2 protein-coding genes are annotated in these 3,346 nt (G+C 39.6%); both read left to right on the top strand.

All coding sequences use genetic code 11. The features are described from left to right. Nucleotides 1–1,416, top strand: a 1,416-nt coding sequence (locus tag PLL47_RS14700) for a TCP-1/cpn60 chaperonin family protein (protein WP_324447301.1), incomplete at its 5' end; no start/stop codon positions are given. A 387-nt stretch (nt 1,417–1,803) separates the two neighbouring features. Continuing rightward, nucleotides 1,804–2,853: a GTP-binding protein gene (locus PLL47_RS14695; protein ID WP_324447299.1), complete on the top strand. Its 1,050-nt coding sequence runs from the start codon at nt 1,804–1,806 to the stop codon at nt 2,851–2,853. Nucleotides 2,854–3,346 lie beyond the last annotated feature (493 nt).

Genomic DNA, 3,346 nt, shown 5'->3' with positions numbered 1-3,346 from the left:
ATGAACAAAATAATAGTAAACCCGGTGGGGGACATTTTTGTTACTAGCGACGGAAAAACCATTTTAAAAGAAATGGATGTGCTTCACCCGCTCGTAACTTCACTTAAAAAGCTTGCCGAATCAATGGATAAAGCATGCGGAGACGGCACAAAAACAGCTGTGATTTTTGCAAGCAACCTCATTAAAAACGCAGTCAAGCTTATAAGGGCAGGAGCGCATCCGACAATTGTTATTGAAGGATACGAGCTTGCCATGAAAAAAGCCTATGAAATGCTGCAGTACAGCATAAAGCAGGCGTCGGAAGAAGATGTACGCACAACTATAATGTGCTCGGCAACAGGAAAAGGGATTGAAAAGCATCAGGCAGAAGCTGTTACGGATATTGTACTCAAAGTTATTGATCACCTTAACGAAAAACAGGCTGGAAGGCTCGACCTGAACAGGAACATTAAAGTCCTGAAAAAGAAAGGAGGACCTGATATTTTTGCTCTGGAGGGTTTGATACTCGACGAGAATCCTTCAAGAGAGGATATGCCAAAAGCTTTCGAAAAACCTGCGGTCCTGATAACTAATTATGACCTGAAGATTAAAAGCGGATATTTAAACTCCCAGCATAACCTGAAAATGGATTCCGTGCAGACTGCGCTCCTTTTTGAGGAAAGGAAAAAACAGATGTGCGGAGAAATCGCACGGAAAATCATTGATTCGGGCGCAAATGTGCTCTTTTCCGAGGGAGATATTGACCCCTATATCGAAACTCTGCTCAGGGACAGTAATATTCTGGCTTTCAAGAAGCTGAAGATGAAAGACCTCGAAAAGCTTGCGGAAGCGACAGGCACGACTCTGATGAGTCAGCAGGACGAGATTAACCCCTGCGACCTCGGAAAGGCAGACAACATAAGAGTGGAAAAGAAAAACGGGGAAAACTTTGTTTTCATTACTGTGAAAGAAAAGGCAATAGCCACTATCCTGATATGGGAACCTGTAAAGTACGGGCTTGATAAGGTGGAAGAGGCTGTTGACGATGCCCTGAATAATGCGGCTTTTCTCCTGAAAAATAAGGGAATTGTGAATGGAGGAGGAGCAATTGAGTTTGAGCTTGCACACATGATAAGGCTCTTTGCAGCAACGCAAACCGGAAAGAAACAGCTTGCAATACAGGCTTATGCAGAAGCTCTTGAAAAGATCCCGACAATTCTTGCAAGAAACATGGGAATGAATACGATTGATGCAATGGTGCAGATGAGAAACTCATATTCAAATGGTAGAGAAGCCAGGATAGACGTTTCAGGAAAAATTACAGATAAAGGGTTAAAAGTGTATGATTCAGCGACTGTAAAAATACTGGCAATTATCGCAGCCACGGAGACTGCAAGAAATGTGCTCAGAATAGACGAAATAGTCCCGAAGAAATGATCTCACGCTGATGGCAATGCATCCCCCTCTCTAAAGCATTGTTATCCAAACCTCCAAAAATGCATTAAGTATGCAATATTTTTCAGAGAAGGCAAAGATTTGCCATTTCAATTTGCCTCCTGAAAGAAAAAAACTGAATCACAAGATAAAAGCGGCTCAATAATTCAAGCTCTAAACCTCTAGGCTGAGAGAAGTATGGGCCGAAAGCAGGAAAATAGCAGTATTCAGGCTTATTTTGCCATTTTATAGCTTAAAATACTGCAAATCCTGAAAACCTCCAGAAGATAGGTATGCCCTTATTACCTGGACCTTAGAAACAGGAAAAGGGGCATTTTTCCTATCCGTTAAACAAATTCCTTTTATAAGTTATATGAAGGTGGCAAAGCCATGAAATGCATAATTATCGGTGGCTTCCTCGGAAGTGGAAAAACTACTACAATCAGAAGACTTGTTGAACACCTGGGAAAACAGGGGAAGAAAACTGCAGTTATCGTTAACGAGATAGGAGAGATAGGAATTGATGGAGATACTATCTCGGGAGGTAAGGTTGAAACCAGGGAAATTACAAGTGGCTGCGTTTGCTGTACTTTGAGGATCAGCCTGGAATACACCCTGAGAAATCTCATGGAATCTTACAATCCAGATACTATTATAATAGAACCCACAGGAATAGCTTTTCCAGAACAAATAAAAAATAATATCGAAGATATGGGAATTCCGGGTGTAACCTTTGCCCCTATAGTGAACCTTGTAGATGCTGGCTTCCTGAGTCAGAAGACAGGCGAGCTGCAAAATTTCATGAAATACCAGATAGGTGAGGCTGAGATACTGGGAATAAATAAAGTCGAACTCATAAACTGTGAAGAGCTACTGGAAATCTGCCTCTTACTGCGCAAACTGAACCAGAGAGCAAGAATGATCCATTTTTCTGCGTGGCAAGGAGGAGAAAATTTTAACAAACTGCTTGAGCTGCTGTGTGAAACCTGCAAGAAAGAAAAAACTGAGGACATGAAAAACTCAATTCAAATGTCTGAAGTATCGGCTTATTCGTCTGAGTTTGAGGTCAATTCACAGGAAATTCCCCTTGAAATAGCAGTTTCGGTTTCAGAGCAGATATTGAATAGTATAAAAAGTAGAGTAAAAGAACTGAATTCTGAATTTACAGGGCATATCAAGCTTTTATTTACTCATAAAGAAGACCTTGTAAAGGGAAGTGTGACTTCAGCTCACAAAATCCCGGAAATAGAAGTCCTGAAAAAAGAAAAAAACTCGCAGTCAAGAATAAAGGTACTCTCTGCAGTAACATCTGTGCCCAGAGATGAGCTCATTAAAGCTGTGGATGTGGCGATAAGCAAACAATTGGAAGAAAGACAGTTTTCCTTCAAAAAAGTGGAAAAAAACCAGCCAGGCTATAGCCAAGCAACAATCATTACTTAAGATGATTACATTTTCTTGTAAAGAGTTTAGTATTATAAATTCCGGAAGTAGAAATTACGCAAAAGTTTAATGTAAAAAGGATTTTAGTGGCAGGTTAAAACGGAGCACTACAATTCTGTCCACATTAGGATTTTATCCTCTTTCAGTTTTTTATCCTCTCTCTATTTTGATTTTTGTCTTCTTTTCTCTCCATTATTTTTCCCGGATGAATCGAAAATGAAGATAATCTGGAATCTTATAGAATGCTCGAATAACATCGATTTTTCCTAAAACCAATTTTTACAAAATCACTTTCTACAGATCAATACCTTCTAAAAATCAATTCTCCATGAAATCAATGCCCCCTTAAAAATCAAAGCCCTCTTGAAAATCAATGCTGCATAGAAAATAAAGCCCCTTCACGATAAACCCCGAATTATGTTATATATTTTTAAGTCTAAATTAAATTGAAAAGGATCTATGTGAAAAACGCTGCGCAGCTCATTTCACTGCT

Origin of the sequence: Methanosarcina sp., from assembly GCF_035390745.1 — an archaeon.
Lineage (GTDB): Archaea > Halobacteriota > Methanosarcinia > Methanosarcinales > Methanosarcinaceae > Methanosarcina.
Note: the sequence above shows the minus strand (reverse complement) of the source record. Positions and strands in the feature narration are given on the sequence as shown.